We start from the raw sequence: 14,988 nt of genomic DNA, 5'->3' as shown, positions 1-14,988 counted from the left end.
GGAGTGGGCCCAATGACGCAACGAAAGCCGGAGTGGCTCAAGATTAACCTTGTATCAGGATCGGAATTAGCCAGCTTTAAAGAGCTGAAACAAACAATGCGCAGTAAAACATTGCATACGGTTTGTGAGGAAGCCAAATGCCCTAATATTCATGAATGCTGGGCAAGTGGTACGGCAACATTTATGATATTGGGAGATATATGTACCCGTGCCTGTAGGTTCTGTGCGGTAAAAACCGGTCTGCCTACTGAGCTGGATGTGGCAGAGCCAGAGCGCGTGGCGGAAGCAGCCGAACAAATGAGACTGAAGCACGTGGTTGTGACGTCCGTTGCTCGTGATGATTTGGCAGACGGGGGAGCTCAGATTTTTGCAGAAACGATCAAAGCGATTCGCCGGAGACTGCCATTTGCTTCTGTAGAAGTGCTCATTCCGGATTTCATGGGAAATTGGGATGCACTAAAAGTGGTTATGGATGCGCGTCCTGATGTGCTTAATCACAACATCGAAGCGGTTCGCCGTTTGTCTGACCGCGTACGTGCGCGTGCCAAATACGATCGGACCCTTGAACTGTTGAAAAAAGCAAAAGAATTCCAGCCACAAATTCCAACGAAGTCTAGCCTGATGATCGGGGTTGGCGAGACGATCGAGGAAATTATCGAGACCATGAACGATTTGCGTTCTGTAGATGTCAACATCATGACGATCGGGCAATACCTGCAGCCAACGAAGAAGCATTTAAAAGTAGAAAATTTCTACCATCCGGATGAATTTGCTCGGTTGAAAGAGGAAGGCATGAAGCGTGGATTCAGCCACGTGGAAGCAGGTCCGCTTGTCCGCAGTTCGTATCATGCTCATGAACAAGCTAGCGCTGCCAAGGAAACCATCGCAAAAGAAAGCATTGCACAAGCACAATAACACCGAAAAATAATGGGAACCCCCACCTGCGGCTGATTGCACACAGGCGGGGGTTGCTGTTTACTTTGGAAAAAAGGTGTTAACGGCTGGTTGTACCCATATGGGTTTTCGTGCTCTTAGAGGGGGCTTGGACATGACTCTTTGTACGTGCTTGCTCGCCATCCGTCATACCGCCCATGCGCTTGATCAATGCATCAACGCTTGCGGTATCTTCTGTACGTGCTGAATGCACATTGCTCGAACGGCTGGCAACACGCGAGATTTCCTGAATGTCATTTTGGTTGTCGGTCACGTATACTTTGTAGTAACGTGGTGAAACCGACATGGCATTCATTTTGGCCTGATGCTTGGCAGTTCGTGCATCTCCACCTTGGGTGTTCAGTCCAACGAAGATTTCTTCATCGGTTACGAGCACAGTGGATCGTTGAACTCCCGGGCAGCTTGCCGTCACATTTCCAACTGCTTGAGCCAATGCATCACGGTCTACATACACATGGTTCGCACTAGCGGTATGCAGCTGCTGACGATTGGTTTGGACGTAGCCCATCTTTGGTGCACTTGTTTGCATGACACCTGCTCCACCACGGTTCCAGGCATGCTTCTGATAAACAGAATGCCTCGTCCCGGTTGTTCCAGGAACTGTGCTCAGGGTGCCGGCAGTGCCAGTACCTGTGATACCAGTACCTGTGATACCAGTACCTGTGGTGCCAGTACCTGCTGTGCCAGTGCCATCAGTAAAAGCATGGTATGGTCGTACGCCATTTGCGTAAGTGTTGTAATTGTTGACATGAGGATACATGCCATCTCTTACACCAGGTGCACTGCTGATCCCAATACCATTCCGCACGTGAAGCCCGTCATAGGCTCCAGTACGGACACCGTCTACGCCTGTCTGGTGCATGCCGTTGTAACTTCTTGTGTGAACCCCATCGAAGTCTGTGCGGCGCGTTCCGTCATAGTTACGGACGTGCAAGCCATCAAAGTTGGTTACGTGAGGAGCGGCCTGATTCGTCGTCGCCTTGTTTGGATGCGTGTTGTTGGGCGCAGCGTTGTTCGCACAAGCAGAAGCCAAGAGCGCAATACCAGCGATAGCAGGATACAACCAAGTCTTTTTCAATGATAACACCCCCTACACGATAGAATGTCCAGGGGAGCGCTGCTGTTTTCGTGGGAAATTTATCGCATGTTTCATGAAATATGGTAAGATGGACGTAGTTTACATGTGTTAGGAGGAAGCGGTCTTGATTCGCACGCAAGCCGGTACTTATGAAGTCATGGAAGAAAATCGCGACGGCTGGAATCCGGAAGCATTCAAGGAGCGCTACAGCGACATCCTCGACAAATACGACTACATCGTAGGCGATTGGGGATATGGTCAGCTTCGTCTGCGTGGATTTTATACAGACGTCAATCGCAAAGTACCGTTCGAGCAGCGAATCGCCGCTTTGGATGAGTACTTGCACGAGTTCTGCAATTTTGGTTGTCCGTACTTTGTGTTGCGCAAAGTGAAATCCGCTTTGGGTTCTGATGACAGCGAGTTGATGCAGGATGACTCAGGGAATGATCTGATTATCGACATCCGTCAGGACATAACGCGTGAGGATGGCTCCCATACAAATGGAGAGCGAAAAGAACGCAAGCGATTCCATCCCCGTCAGAACAAGCCTGACCGCTCGGATAAAAGTAATGGTTCAAGCGATCGTTCTGGCCAAGGACGAAACGAACGGTCAGACAAGCCCAAATTCAGTAAAGAAAAATCTGATAAAAATGGCAGGGACGCTGGCAAGGATCGTCGTCCACAGTCCAATCAGATGCGTCCCAATCGCGAGCGTGACAAGGTTCCAACAGGACCAAACTCACAGAAACGTGATTCTTGATTGGCAAAGCCATAATTTTGTATAGAAGCGAGCCCTCTTAGTCGGGGCTCGTTTTGCTTTCTATAACATGCGCTGCTTCTACCATAAAAAAAGCATTCAGACCGCTACGGGTTTGAATGCTCGCTTTTATGGTGAGTTAGATTATCTATGGGTGTCTGAACTTTTTCGGCCGGCGACTTTAAAAACCACCAAAGCCGCCACCACCAAAGCCGCCACCGCCCCAGCCTCCGGGTCCGCCACCCCAGCCTCCGCTGGTACCTCCTACCCAAGGACTCCACGGGTTCCACTGATTCCACTGGTTCCACTGGTTCCACTGATTCGACCCGCATGTGTTGCAATTGTTCCAGCCCCAAAACGGTGGTTGGATGGGAATGACAATAGGGAAAAATACGTCAGGGCCCCGACGTCCTCGGAACAGTACAGGGTGCGCTTGATCCTCAGGAATGTATTGATAGTCTTGTTCTGCCGTTGGCTGCTGAGTTGAGGCGTATTGTTGCTGATCATATGCATAAGGTTGCATCGTGCAATTGCACTCCTCTCATTGTCTGTCTGTGCAGTAGCAGTATACGAGGCATCCGCCTGTATGGAGCATTGTCCGGCAGGAAATGGGCTGTAAGTCCAGAGATTAACTAAAATCATTCGTAATAAAAATATAATTGTAATCGTTTGAATATTTTGCTTTAATGATAGACGTAGGTTTTGATAAAAAATGAAAATGTGTTTTCATCTAGTGGAAACACATAAAAGGGTGATTATATGACGGATGGCACTTCTAAGGTTAGGGCAGTTGACAGGGCATTCGATATTATTGAGGCATTCACTTTCAAGGAGCCAGAATTAACGTTATTGGAAATATCCCAAAGAACCGGATTGGCTTTAGCAACGACACACCGTTCGATTCAAACCATGATAAAAAGGGGGTATATCGAGCAAGATCCGATTTCAGGTAAGTTGCGTTTAGGGATGCAGTTTGTAAAGCTGGGTGGAATCGTAATTCAGAGAATCGATCTTACGCGAATCGCCGCACCGTTTCTCCAAGAGTTATCTAAAAAGACGGAGCAGAATGTCAATATGAGCATTTATGACAAAGGGGAAGCGCTATGTATTGTAAATATCGAATCATTTCATAACTTCCAATATGGGATTAAGGTGGGACAAAGACTGCCTATTTACGCAGGAGCCTTATCTAAGGTAATTTTGGCCCATTTGCCTAACCAGGAGCTGATTACCCTGTTGTCAAGCAAATTAGAATCATTTACGCCACTTACCATTTCTCAAGAATTGAGGCTGAAAGAAGAAGTCGAGGAAATTCAAAAGCGTGGCTATGCGCGGTCAAGCGGAGAACTGGCTCTGGGGGTTGCAGCGCTTGCTGCCCCGATCTACAACTACGAGAATAAAATCGTTGCTGGCATTGCGATATCCGGGCCAGAGCACTATTTTGCAGATGAGAAAGTAAGCAATTTTGTGGTTGAACTTTTGGAAACGGCGACGAAGATTTCAAAAGAATTGGGCTTTAATCAAGTCATGTAAGTGCACGTGCAGACAATAATAGAGGAGGGTACTTATGGCAAAAGCAGCAGGGATCCAAAAGAAAATAGGGTTATGGCTCGTCGTCTTATTATTGATTCTGACAACCGGGTGCGGGCAAAATCAACAGCAAGCGAGCCAGGACCAATTAAGTCAAAATCAACCGGGTCAGACACCAGAGTCTACTACCAAAAGCACTGAACCGAAGACAGGTGGGGTTCTCACTGTTGGCATGGGCGCGGATTTAACCAAGCTGGACTTGCATACCTCAACCGTTTTGTCCGATCGGATTCCGTTGTTACATGTACAAGAAATGCTGGTAACGATTGATGAAAATATGACGATCATCCCTATGCTGGCAAAGGAGTGGAAAGAAGACAAGGAAGCGAAAACCGTAACCTTTACACTTAGACAAGGGGTGACCTTCCACAATAAGAAAGAGCTGAAGGCGGAAGACGTAAAATACTCGCTGGATCGCTTTCGAACAGAGGCACCACGAAAAGCAGAGTTCTCTATGGTGAAGTCCATCGACACACCGGATGATTATACCGTAGTCTTCCAATTGGACGGCGCTTCTGATGTGTTTTTAGGTTCATTGGTCAATCCGTTCAATCCGGCGGTCATAATGCCAAAGGGGCTAGCTGAAGAGCAAGGTGGAAAGGTGACAACACCAATCGGTACAGGACCATTCATGTTTGAAAAGTGGGATCAAGGTAAGGAACTGGTGCTAAAGCGTTTTCCTGACTACAAGCCAGGGGAGGGAAGCATGTCCGGTTTGGGAGGGGAAAAAAAGGCCTATCTGGATGAAGTGATTTTCAAGCCGATCAGTGACCCGACAGTTAGGATGACAGCATTGGAAACGGGGGAAATTGACATTGCTATCGACGTTCTCCCCAAGGATGCTCAGTATATCAAGGACAAGCCAGGTCTTGTGATGGCACAGACGCCTTCCTTGAACTGGGGAATGCTCCAGTTTGGGATGAAAAAGCCCCCTTTTGACAATCCGAAGATGCGGGAAGCAGTCGCCTACGCCATCAATAAGCAAGAGATTGTCGATATTGCCACATGGGGTATGGGTGAAGTCGCTCCTTCGCCTGTTTTCCCGAGCACCTGGTGGTATTCCGATGCGCATGCAAATGACATCAAGCAGGATGTCGAGAAAGCGAAGCAGCTGGTTAGGGAAGCAGGTTACAACGGTGAACCGATTAAAATTGCAACAAGCAAAGCCTACGACCACCATGAAAAAACAGCAATCGTCCTGCAAAAGCAATTAAAAGACATCGGATTGAATGTAGAAGTGGAAGTTTTTGAGTGGGCATCGTTTATTTCAGGGCCGTGGACAACGGGTGATTATCATTTGTTAAATGGACACATCACGCCTCGCCCAGATCCAAATCAAATTTACTACGCGTATCTGCATAGCGGTTCCAGCTACAACGGTTACAACAGCGCGGAGATGGACAAGCTGTTAGACCTAGGAATTTCTTCGACTGAAAAAGAGAAGCGCAAGGAGATTTACGGACAGGTACAAGAGCTGCTCAGAAAAGATTTACCGTTTGAATCCCTTTACTACTATCCAGTAATTGAGGCGCATCAATCTTATGTAAAAGGATATAGTGCCTGGAGTGCCGGTTATCCGAGATTGTGGAATGTTTGGCTGGATAAGAAGTAATCCAAAAAGGTAAGCATGACGAGTGTTATGCTTACCCTTCGTATAATGGATGGAAGGTGGGACGGTATGGCTTCCTATGTTGTCAGGCGATTACTGGCATTGATCCCGGTGCTATTGGTAGTTTCCATCGTGGTATTCCTCTTGATTCATCTCATACCGGGCGATCCGGCAGCAGTGATGCTAGGAGCTCAGGCAACTCCCGAGCAACTAGCGCAATTACAAGAAAAAATGGGCTTGAACGAGCCGTTAGCGTCACAATTTTATCATTGGATTGTGCATGTCTTGCAAGGGGATATGGGACAATCACTCGTTTCGGACAAAGATGTAAACACCCTGATTAGTGAACGAATGCCAGCTACGATTGCACTCACGGTCTACGCGTTGGTCATTTCGCTCATTCTCGCTATTCCGCTCGGGATCATCTCGGCAGTGAAGCAAAATACGGTGTGGGACTACTCGTCGATGGTTGTTGCCTTGGTGGGGATTTCCGTTCCGAATTTTTGGGCAGCTTTGCTCTTAATCATTGTCTTTTCCCTGCACCTAGGGTGGTTACCGTCTACTGGCTATGTTGCGCTGCTGGACAATGTGTGGCTTCACTTGAAGCATCTGACTCTGCCTGCCATCTCACTCGGCTTTATTCAAGCAGGAGTCGTAACCAGAATGACTCGATCCAGCATGCTGGATGTGCTGCGTCAAGATTACATCCGGACGATTCGGGCAAAGGGTGGAAGCGGATGGAATGTTATTTTCAGACACGGACTGAAAAATGCGATGATTCCCATTATTACAATCATTGGCCTGAATTTTGGACTGCTGCTCGGGGGAACAGTCGTCGTAGAAACGATTTTTAGTATCCCGGGTATTGGAAGCCTCGTTGTCAATTCCGTCTTCAATCGGGACTATCCGGTGATTCAAGGGGTCATTCTCTATATCGCGCTGATTTATGTACTAATTAATTTGGTGGTTGACCTGCTGTACGCCTACTTCGACCCGAAAATTGATTACAGCAAAGGGTGAATGGAATGAAGACAGAAAGCATCGCAACAAAGGGGCAGATAGCAACTTTTCTACTGAAATTTTCACGCAGAAAAATGGGGATGGCTGGGCTGGTGATTGTGCTTTTCGTCCTTGTGATATCGCTGGCTGCTCCACTCATAGCCCCTTATCATCCGACTGATGACTCTGATTTCACCAACCGCATTGCAGTTCCCAGCGAGAAGCATATTTTTGGAACAGACGAATATGGTCGTGATGTCTTTAGCAGGATTTTGTACGGAGCGCGGATTTCAACGATCATTTCACTCGGAGCCATTCTGATCTCATCGGTTGCGGGGACGATCATCGGATTGATCTCGGGTTATTACGGGCGCTGGATTGACAGTCTGCTGATGAGAATTGTCGATGGGATCATGTCGTTTCCCCCTATTTTGTTCGCTATTGCCTTGATGGCGGCATTAGGCTCTAACGTCGTGAATATCATCATTGCCTTGTCTATCATCTATACGCCACTGTTCGCACGTTTGATCCGGGGCTGTGTGCTGTCGATCAAGGAAAAAGAGTACATTCAGGCGATCAAGGTAGTGGGTGGTTCTGACCTGCGTTTGATGCTGAAGCATATTTTGCCGAATTGCATGTCACCGTTATTGATTCAAATCACCACATACTTTGCCTACGCGATCCTTGCAGAAGCTGCGCTCAGCTTTATTGGCCTCGGTGTCCCACAGCCTGAACCTAGCTGGGGAAATGTTTTATACGATGGCAGACAATTCATGAGGGAAGCTCCGTGGATTTCGATTTTCCCAGGTATCGCGATTGCTGTGACTGTCCTCGGGCTGAATTTGCTTGGAGACGGACTGCGAGATTATCTAGACCCGCGGATGAAGTAGCGAAAATATGAAAGCGAGTAGGAGAGGAAAGAAATGAACGTAGATAAATATTTGTTTGGTGAAATGACTTGGCCGGAAATCAAGCAGGCCGTAATGGAAAAAAGGGTAGCAGTCGTACCGGTGGCGATGATTGAGGAGCACGGGCATCATTTGCCAGTTGATACTGATTTGTTGCTGGCAAATGAAGTCTGTGTTCGCGCTGGGGCTAAAATTCCTGACGAGATGGTCGTCATTCCTGCGATCAACCACGGCTACGCTCCTCATCAAATGGATTTTCCCGGCGTCATCTCGATTTCGAGTGATACTTTCATCAGCTACGTGGTTGATGTGTGCAACAGCTTGGCACACCAAGGCTTTGAACGAATTCTGTTAATGAACGGCCACGGAAGCAATGTTTCCTTGCTACAAGTAGCTGCTCGTCAGACTAATCTGGAGTATCCGAATGTACTATGTGCTTCTGTCTCACACTGGGATTTTCAACCGGTTATTGAATGTGCTGAGCAGGTGCGTGAATCGGAAAATCCAGGCGGGATGAATCATGCCTGTGAACTGGAGACATCCATGTACTTGGCTATACGTGAGGATCTCGTACAAATGGATAAAGCAGTTAGAGATTTGGATAAATACAAGAACTCCAAGTATTTCTGGCTTGACCTAGTTGGAAAGGGGGAAGGGCGTCCGGTGATTTCGATGCCGTATTGGAGTACAATCTCAGAAACGGGGACGCTCGGTGATCCGACCAAATCGACGAGAGCAAAGGGTGAACAGCTTCTGAACGCAGCGGTGGATGGACTGGTCGAATTTGTCCGTATTTTCAAAAATCGTGAGCACCTTCCGCGGATCAACCATCATCTCTAAGAGGGAGAAAAGCGCATGAGTGACAAACTGTTGGAAGTAAAGCAGTTGCGGGTTTCCTTTCAAACGGAAACCGGTACCGCAAACGTGGTAAATGGAATTGATTTGTCTGTCTATCCCAAGGAAACCTTGGGGATTGTTGGCGAAAGCGGCTGTGGGAAAAGCGTCACTTCCTTAGCCATCATGGGGCTGATTCCCACACCTCCAGGTAAAGTGCAAGAAGGCGAAATATGGTTTGATGGATGCAATCTGTTAGCGCAAAAGAAAGGAGCTCTGCGTAAAATCAGGGGCAATGAGATTTCGATGATCTTTCAGGAGCCGATGAGCTCCCTAGACCCGGCTTTTACCATTGGTAGTCAAATTGCCGAGGCAATTACGTTTCATGAAAAGACGACTGCGGTAGAGGTAAAAAGCCGCTCCATTGAGTTACTGAGATTGGTAGGGATACCAAACCCGGAGCAACGGTATAAAGAGTACCCGCATCAAATTTCCGGAGGGATGAGACAGCGGGTCATGATCGCGATTGCCCTCGCTTGCAACCCGAAATTACTGATTGCTGACGAACCTACAACAGCTTTGGATGTAACAGTCCAAGCGCAAATTTTAGAGCTGATGAACGATATCCGGGAGCAATTAGATACAGCTATCCTTTTGATTACGCACGATTTGGGTGTCGTGGCGGAGATGTGCGATCGGGTAGTCGTGATGTATGCGGGTGAAATCGTGGAAGAAGCAACGACTGAGCTGCTTTTTGATCGTACAGCCCATCCGTACACAGAAGGCTTACTCAACTCCATGCCTAAATTAGATGGCCCCAAAACCAGACTGACTTCGATCGAAGGAAACGTTCCGTCCCCGACCGAAATGCCGACTGGCTGCCGCTTCCACCCGCGCTGTTCCTATGCTACAGAAATATGTAGGGAAGCGCCTCCACAGCTAGTAGAGATAGAAGTGGGTCACAAGGTAAGATGCTGGTATGCCAAGGACATCTTGCAACAGAAGGGGAGATAGAGGATGATTCAAAGTCCGGTGCTGGAATTGCACGATGTCAAAAAACACTTCCCGATCAAAAAAGGCGTCTTCATGAAGCAAGTGGGAAGTGTAAAAGCGGTGGACGGGGTTAGTCTCTCTGTTTTGCCGCAGGAAACACTAGGGCTAGTCGGCGAAAGCGGATGCGGAAAAAGCACTTTGGGACGAATGATCGTTCAATTGCTGGCTCCGACAGAAGGGCAAATCAAGTTTGGTGGTAAGGATATAAAGGACATGGCGGGAAGTACCGAATTCAAGAAAAATGTGCAAATGATTTTTCAAGACCCCTACTCGTCTTTGAATCCGCGTCAAAAGGTAGGCAATATATTGAGTGAGCCGTTTTCCATTCACGGGGAGCTAACCCAGCAGGAGCGCAGGGAACGCGTGCTGTATCTGCTTGATCGAGTAGGCCTGACACCTGCACATGCGGACCGATACCCCCATGAGTTCAGTGGCGGACAGCGACAACGGATTGGAATTGCCAGGGCATTAGCCTTGAATCCGAGACTGGTGGTCTGTGATGAGCCTGTTGCTGCTCTAGACGTATCCATCCAATCTCAAATTATTAATCTGCTGGAAGATTTGCAGGCGGAATTCAATATGTCCTATCTGTTCATTGCACATGATCTAGGGGTCGTCCGACATATCAGCAAGCGGATCGGGGTGATGTATTTGGGTAACATCGTGGAAACGGCAGAAGCAGACGAGCTGTTTGCCAATCCGAAGCATCCGTATACACAAGCTTTGCTGTCGTCGATCCCGGCACAGCATCCGATGCTCAAACAAACAAAAATCGTGCTGAAAGGAGATCCTCCAAGTCCGAGTAATCCGCCTGCGGGCTGTAAATTCCATACACGTTGCCCGTTTGCGGAGGCAAAATGCAAAGAGGTGGTTCCCCTGCTCCAAGGTCCTTCCAATCATCTTGTTGCCTGCCATATGGCATAAATGATCGCAAAAAAGCCCGTCCGGCCTAGAGCCTTTTGAGACGGGCTTTTTTAGGGATAGATTCTGGAGCGTTTGCTTGCTTCTGTCGAGCGTTTTAAATCACAGTTTCCAAAAAAGCCTTCAATTCATCGGCTTCTTGTTCATTCAAGTTAAAGGCAAACTCCAAATAGCCCTCTTCTTCCAAATCATCGTGACCAATAATCGCTGAACGACCATTTTGGATGTTAATGACCAGTTTTTTTCCATAAAAGCGGTTTGTTGTAGTAATTGCCAGATCAAAACGTGTCGATTCGGCCATAAAGCTTACGAACCGGGTTTTTGTGTCTTCCGGCTCGTCATACAAATAAAACAAATCGTGCGCCATATATTTCCCTCTACTTCCATAAAAGATTAGGTTTGTGTTCTACATTGTGCAAGGCACGGACAAAGCGAATCGTCTTTGTTTGCGCACGCATGACAATGGAATGTGTCTCGACCATGTCATCTCCCAAATAACGCACGCCTTGGAGGAGCTCGCCATCAGATACACCGGTTGCGGCAAAAATCGCGTCGTCTCCTTTTACGAGGTCATCCAGCGTCAGAAGCTGCTCAGGATTTGTCATGCCCATTTTAATGCAGCGCTCTCGTTCTAGGTCGTTCTGAGGCTTGAGCTGTGCCTGCATATCGCCACCGAGGCATTTAATTGCAGCAGCACTGATGACTCCTTCTGGAGCTCCACCGATTCCGAGGAACAGGTCAATCCCGGTATGAGGGAGACAGGCTGCAATTGCTGCGCCTACATCCCCGTCGCCAAAGAGCTTGACGCGCGCGCCTTTTTCACGAATCGTATCGATAATCTCCTGATGACGATCCCGTTCCTGAATAATAATGGTTACGTCCTGGATGCGCTTGTTGTTTGCCTGTGCGACTACTTCTATCATTTTATCCACGGGATCGAAAAGGTTGATTTTCCCTGCTGCACGTTTTCCTACGGCCATTTTCATCATGTACATATCTGGTGCATGCAAGAGAGTGCCACGATCACCGATGGCAATTACCGACATGGCATTGTTATGGCCCTTTGCAACAATGGTGGTGCCTTCCAACGGATCGACCGCGACATCTACCTCGGGACCGTCAGCTTCTGGGCTACCAAGCTTTTCACCTATATAGAGCATCGGGGCTTCATCCAGCTCACCCTCACCGATGACGACTGTACCCCTCATGTTAATCGTGTCAAACATAGCGCGCATGGCGCTTGTAGCTGCCCCATCTGCCTCGTTTTTCTTTCCTCGTCCCATCCAGTGGGAAGAGGCGAGCGCAGCCATTTCCGTAACTCGTACGATTTCTAGTGCCAGTTCGCGTTCCACAGCCTGAGTCCTCCCTTAATGCTGGCAAAAAGTTCACTTCTTGTTATTGTAACATAAAGTACAAGCTGTCGCGTTTGCCCGTACAAATTTGGTATACTGATGGATGAAAAGAGGTGAGTCCCGTGAACAATTCCTATCTGCAGGAAGGGGAATTGGTGCTTCTTGTCCTGGTGCTAACTTTTGTGTTTACCATTTATTACGCAAAGCGCAAAGCAAAAAAGCGAAAATAAGGAGACTTCCATGTACGACGTGAATACAAAGCGAATCGACCAAGTATTGGCACATATGAATCGTATGCTTGATCTTTTGGAAAAGCTGGGGGGACGGGGAGCGGAAGCGGTTTTGACTGACGAAGTCGCTGTTCTTGCGATGGAGCGAGCCCTGCACTTGTCCATCGAAGGGATTGTTGACGTGGGAAACGCGCTGATCGACGGCTTTATCATGCGTGACCCAGGCAGCTACAGCGATGTGGTAGAGATTATGCGTGACGAACAGGTTATTACTGATGAACAGGCAGTCATGCTCACACGCTTAACCGAGTTCCGTAAGCACCTGGTGAATGAATATACGAGTGTTCCAGCGGCGGAGATGTATGCTCTAGCTACAGAGTCAACGCCAGCATTGCGACAATTTGATCCTAGCGTTCGGGCATTTTTGAAAAAGGAACTTTTCTAGAAAAATGAGGCAGTGGATTTTTTATACAAAATGCTATCATTTGTTTACTAAAGCGTCCCGATCCGCTACAATAGGTAGAAAGGACGGTGATACGTATGACAAACGAAGGAACGTCCACTCGTGACCAAATCCTGCACATGCTCAAGGTGAAGGGCTCGCTCTCTGTCAGCGACATGGCCGTCGAGCTGGGGATTACGGAAATGGCTGTAAGACGCCACCTGAATACCCTGGAAAGGGATAATTTGATCAAGTCCACGCTTGTTCGGCAAGCAATGGGACGTCCAACCAATGTATATTCCTTGTCGCAGGAGGCAGACGAACTGTTTCCGCGCAATTATTCTCATTTGACGCTCGACTTTTTGCAGGATCTGAAAGAAATGGACGGTCTTGGAAAAGTAGAAATACTGTTTCGCCGCCGCGAGAATCGGTTGGAGGAAAATTACAGTGCGCAAATGCAAGGCGACCTCGAAGACCGTGTAGCCAAGCTGGCCGAGCTCCAAAACGAAAAAGGCTACATGGTGGAATGGGAAAAGGAAGAGAGCGGGGATGGCTATCGGATTCAGGAATACAACTGTCCGATTTCTCAGGTTGCCCGTGAATTCAATCAGGCTTGCAGCTGTGAGCTGTCGTTGTTCCGCAGAGTATTAAAAGCGGATGTGGAGCAGACCTCATGTATGGCTAAAGGCGGAGAAAAATGCGTTTTTGCCATCAAGGAAGCGAAATAAATAACGGCGTTCTCAGGACCACTCTGGATTTTTGGCAGAGTGGTTTTTTGCTTGCTGCATTTTGGCGTACAGATTGATAGGCATCATCACCAAATATCGTTTACACTATCAGCGTAAGGCTGAAACAAATAGAGAGCATCTTTTGTCAATGGAGGAGTGGATCACATGAAACATTACAAAGGCTACTTGCTTGATTTGGATGGAACTATCTATCGGGGGAAGACGGCGATTCCTGGAGCAGCTAAATTCGTCCGCCATCTAAAGGAGCATCAGATTCCGTTTCTGTATCTAACCAACAATTCAGCTGCGTCACCAGAGGTTGTGGCGGGGCGACTAAGAGAGATGGGAATTGAGGCTGTGGCTAGCGATGTGTACACTTCCAGCATGGCTACAGCCAACTACCTTTCAGAGCGGGCAGAAAAAGGAACCGGAGTTTATATGATCGGGGAAGAAGGGCTGCGTGAACAGTTGGTTCATGCAGGCTTTCGAATTACAGAAGAAGCCCCTCAGTACGTCGTCGTCGGCATCGATCGCGCGTTTACTTATGAAAAGCTGGCTATTGCGGCAAGAGCAGTAAGGGCAGGAGCGGTTCTCATTGCTACCAATGCCGATGCTGCTCTGCCAACAGATGGAGGACTGTACCCGGGGAATGGTTCGCTGGTTGCCGCCATCTCTGTTGCATCTGCCACCAAGCCAATTATCATCGGCAAACCTGAGCCTATCATCGTCCGCTACGCACTGGAGAGGCTAGGTACAGAGCTTCGGGATACACTCATCGTCGGAGATAATCTCTCAACTGATATTGAGGCAGGAGCCAAGACGGGGCTGGACAGCCTGCTGGTTTTGACTGGTTATTCCAATCGTGAGGAAGCAGCCGTTCATAGCACACAGCCAACCCACGTTGCCGAGGATTTGACGGACTGGCTGTCACGATTGTCCCTCTAAACATTCCTCCTGCTGCTTTTGACGATGGGCTATCCGGCTGGATGCGGCAGCAGCAATGGCTCCAACAAGATCATCTAGAAATGTATGAACACCTGCACTTTTGTCATTCAAGTCTTTTAGCTTGCCGTGCTTGAGCTTGTCGACATAACCGAAGTTGGTAAACCCGATGCTGCCGTACAAATTGACGATGGCTAGCGCTAGAACCTCATCAACACCATAAAGTGGTTCATCCGTTTCAATAATTGTCTGGAGTGGTGGCAGCAGCTTCTTTTGCTCTGCGAGGATATCGAGCTGAATTCCGGTGAGAAGGGCGTTTTGTACCTCGCGTTTTTTTAGAACCGATTTGACACTCTCCAGGCATAGCTCCATCTTTAAATCAGGGACGTATTCTGTTTGCAGGAACATTACGATTTCAGCTATATCATCCAAACTCACCCCTCGTTGTTGCAAAAGCCCGATGACAACATCAAGACATGAATCACTATTTAATGGGTGCTCGCTCATGCTTTTCCTCCTGTCTGTCAGGGATTCTTCTGTACATCCCCGATCATGGCACATTATGAATGAAGCTTAGTATCTGCAACCAAA

The 14,988-nt window shown here is 48.1% G+C and carries 18 protein-coding genes; 13 read left to right on the top strand and 5 right to left on the bottom strand.

The annotated features are described in order from the left end of the window. Positions 1-12 precede the first annotated feature (12 nt). Positions 13-915 carry a lipoyl synthase gene (gene lipA, locus SB752_RS01870; protein WP_410714046.1) on the top strand — a complete coding sequence of 301 codons (903 nt, stop codon included), beginning with the start codon at positions 13-15 and terminating at the stop codon, positions 913-915. A gap of 79 nt (positions 916-994) precedes the next feature. Here the strand turns inward: lipA and SB752_RS01865 are convergent, their stop codons facing one another. After that, entirely contained in the window at positions 995-2,041 is a 1,047-nt protein-coding gene (locus tag SB752_RS01865) for a YhcN/YlaJ family sporulation lipoprotein (protein WP_410714045.1), read from the bottom strand. A gap of 115 nt (positions 2,042-2,156) precedes the next feature. Here SB752_RS01865 and SB752_RS01860 point away from each other — a divergent pair, with 115 nt between their 5' ends. Then, on the top strand, positions 2,157-2,792 hold the full coding sequence (locus SB752_RS01860) for a YutD family protein (RefSeq protein ID WP_410714044.1): 636 nt from the start codon (positions 2,157-2,159) through the stop codon (positions 2,790-2,792). 178 nt (positions 2,793-2,970) lie between these two features. Here SB752_RS01860 and SB752_RS01855 read toward each other — a convergent pair whose 3' ends face one another. Beyond that, entirely contained in the window at positions 2,971-3,312 is a 342-nt protein-coding gene (locus tag SB752_RS01855; RefSeq protein ID WP_410714043.1) for a hypothetical protein, read from the bottom strand. Between the two features lie 236 nt (positions 3,313-3,548). Here SB752_RS01855 and SB752_RS01850 point away from each other — a divergent pair, with 236 nt between their 5' ends. From SB752_RS01850 to SB752_RS01820, 7 genes are all read left to right on the top strand, one after another. Then, positions 3,549-4,322 (top strand): IclR family transcriptional regulator, encoded by a 774-nt coding sequence (locus SB752_RS01850; RefSeq protein WP_410714042.1) that lies wholly within the window; start codon positions 3,549-3,551, stop codon positions 4,320-4,322. Between the two features lie 34 nt (positions 4,323-4,356). Beyond that, positions 4,357-5,991 (top strand): ABC transporter substrate-binding protein, encoded by a 1,635-nt coding sequence (locus SB752_RS01845; protein ID WP_410714041.1) that lies wholly within the window; start codon positions 4,357-4,359, stop codon positions 5,989-5,991. 66 nt (positions 5,992-6,057) lie between these two features. Beyond that, complete coding sequence (nikB, locus tag SB752_RS01840) at positions 6,058-7,008, top strand: nickel ABC transporter permease (RefSeq protein WP_410714040.1); 951 nt, start codon at positions 6,058-6,060, stop codon at positions 7,006-7,008. 5 nt (positions 7,009-7,013) lie between these two features. Beyond that, positions 7,014-7,877 (top strand): ABC transporter permease, encoded by an 864-nt coding sequence (locus SB752_RS01835; RefSeq protein ID WP_410714039.1) that lies wholly within the window; start codon positions 7,014-7,016, stop codon positions 7,875-7,877. A gap of 33 nt (positions 7,878-7,910) precedes the next feature. After that, complete coding sequence (locus SB752_RS01830) at positions 7,911-8,735, top strand: creatininase family protein (protein ID WP_410714038.1); 825 nt, start codon at positions 7,911-7,913, stop codon at positions 8,733-8,735. Positions 8,736-8,750: 15 nt separating this feature from the next. Further along, positions 8,751-9,743: an ABC transporter ATP-binding protein gene (locus tag SB752_RS01825; protein WP_410714037.1), complete on the top strand. Its 993-nt coding sequence runs from the start codon at positions 8,751-8,753 to the stop codon at positions 9,741-9,743. Positions 9,744-9,746: 3 nt separating this feature from the next. After that, positions 9,747-10,706: an ABC transporter ATP-binding protein gene (locus SB752_RS01820; protein WP_410714036.1), complete on the top strand. Its 960-nt coding sequence runs from the start codon at positions 9,747-9,749 to the stop codon at positions 10,704-10,706. Positions 10,707-10,800: 94 nt separating this feature from the next. On the opposite strand, the gene SB752_RS01815 is transcribed toward SB752_RS01820, so the two are convergent. Both SB752_RS01815 and glpX read right to left on the bottom strand, forming a co-directional pair. Further along, positions 10,801-11,070, bottom strand: coding sequence for a DUF3055 domain-containing protein (locus SB752_RS01815; RefSeq protein WP_410714035.1), 270 nt, complete (start codon positions 11,068-11,070; stop codon positions 10,801-10,803). A gap of 10 nt (positions 11,071-11,080) precedes the next feature. Beyond that, complete coding sequence (gene glpX / locus SB752_RS01810) at positions 11,081-12,055, bottom strand: class II fructose-bisphosphatase (RefSeq protein WP_410714034.1); 975 nt, start codon at positions 12,053-12,055, stop codon at positions 11,081-11,083. A gap of 122 nt (positions 12,056-12,177) precedes the next feature. Between glpX and SB752_RS01805 the strand changes: the two genes are divergently transcribed. From SB752_RS01805 to SB752_RS01790, 4 genes are all read left to right on the top strand, one after another. Beyond that, a complete protein-coding gene (locus SB752_RS01805) occupies positions 12,178-12,285 on the top strand; it encodes a hypothetical protein (RefSeq protein ID WP_049741614.1) in 108 nt (35 codons plus the stop codon). A 10-nt stretch (positions 12,286-12,295) separates the two neighbouring features. Continuing rightward, on the top strand, positions 12,296-12,730 hold the full coding sequence (locus SB752_RS01800; RefSeq protein ID WP_410714033.1) for a DUF86 domain-containing protein: 435 nt from the start codon (positions 12,296-12,298) through the stop codon (positions 12,728-12,730). A gap of 95 nt (positions 12,731-12,825) precedes the next feature. Continuing rightward, the gene (locus SB752_RS01795) at positions 12,826-13,455 is read left to right on the top strand and encodes a helix-turn-helix transcriptional regulator (RefSeq protein ID WP_410714032.1); all 630 of its coding nucleotides are present in this window, start codon (positions 12,826-12,828) and stop codon (positions 13,453-13,455) included. Between the two features lie 165 nt (positions 13,456-13,620). Continuing rightward, the gene (locus SB752_RS01790; RefSeq protein ID WP_410714031.1) at positions 13,621-14,400 is read left to right on the top strand and encodes a TIGR01457 family HAD-type hydrolase; all 780 of its coding nucleotides are present in this window, start codon (positions 13,621-13,623) and stop codon (positions 14,398-14,400) included. Here SB752_RS01790 and SB752_RS01785 read toward each other — a convergent pair. Next, positions 14,383-14,904, bottom strand: a complete 522-nt coding sequence (locus SB752_RS01785) for a phosphatidylglycerophosphatase A family protein (RefSeq protein WP_410714030.1) — start codon at positions 14,902-14,904, stop codon at positions 14,383-14,385. The genes SB752_RS01790 and SB752_RS01785 overlap by 18 nt on opposite strands. Positions 14,905-14,988 lie beyond the last annotated feature (84 nt).

Origin of the sequence: Brevibacillus sp. SIMBA_040 (assembly GCF_046535075.1) — a bacterium.
GTDB lineage: Bacteria > Bacillota > Bacilli > Brevibacillales > Brevibacillaceae > Brevibacillus.
The sequence above is the reverse complement of the archived record's forward strand: the minus strand, read 5'-3'. Positions and strand labels throughout refer to the sequence as shown.